The following is a 963-nucleotide window of genomic DNA, read 5'->3' on the forward strand; positions in this document are numbered from 1 at the left end:
ACACCGACGGCACCATGAACTCCGGCAACCGCCCCGACACGAACCGACGCAACTCGGCCACCGAAACGCCGTCAGCGACGACGTAGCCGACCAGTTGCTTGCCTTCCGGGCGTTCATGCATCGCCACGGCGGCCTGGGCCACGCTCGGGTGTGCGACCAGGGCCGCCTCCACCTCGGCGGGCTCGATCCGCAGACCACGCACCTTGATCTGCGTGTCGTCACGGCCCACGTACTCAAGCACCCCGGCCGACGTCCAGCGCGCCATGTCGCCCGTGCGGTACATCCGTGCCCCGGGCGGGCCGAACGGATCCGCGACGAACCGCTCCGCCGTCAGCCCCGAACGGTCGTGGTAGCCGCGGGCCACCGCACCGGCGACGTACAGCTCTCCCACCACACCCGGAGGTACCGGCGTCAGCCCCGTTCCCAGGACGTACGTGCGCATGTTGCCCAGCGGCGTTCCGATCGGCGCGCTCGCCGCGTCGCCCCAGCCCTGTGTTCCCTCCAGGGCGAAGGTCGTCGCGTAGAAACTCTCGGTCTGGCCGTAGGCGTTGACGACCCGCACTCCCGGGAAGACCTCGCGGGCCCGCGCCACCAACGAACCGGACAGCCCTTCGCCCGCGAACACCAGCGTGTCCACCGCGACCCTGCCCGCGATCTGATCCAGCAACTCCGCGAACACCGAAGGAACCGAACTGATCACACCACCCGACCAGGACTCCCGCTCCCCCAGCTCCAGCACATCACGCACCACCTCGACCGTGCCGCCCACCGCCAGCGTCGTCACGATCTCGAACACCGACACATCGAAGTTCACCGACGTCGCAGCCAACGTCCGCGCACCCGGCCGGATGCCGGTGGGTGAGGCAAGGCGCTGCACGCCGTTCGTCACGCCGTGATGGGTGACCGCGACGCCCTTGGGGGTGCCGGTGGAACCGGACGTGTACATCACATACGCCGTGTTGT

At 69.3% G+C, this 963-nt stretch carries 1 protein-coding gene; it reads right to left on the reverse strand.

The features are described 5' to 3' along the window. The coding region (locus tag IE274_RS39125; RefSeq protein ID WP_229910125.1) for an AMP-binding protein at nucleotides 1–946 on the reverse strand (946 nt) is incomplete at its 3' end. Between the last annotated feature and the right edge of the window lie 17 nt (nucleotides 947–963).

Source organism: Streptomyces flavofungini (genome assembly GCF_014650815.1).
In the GTDB taxonomy this organism is placed as follows: Bacteria; Actinomycetota; Actinomycetes; order Streptomycetales; family Streptomycetaceae; genus Streptomyces; species Streptomyces flavofungini.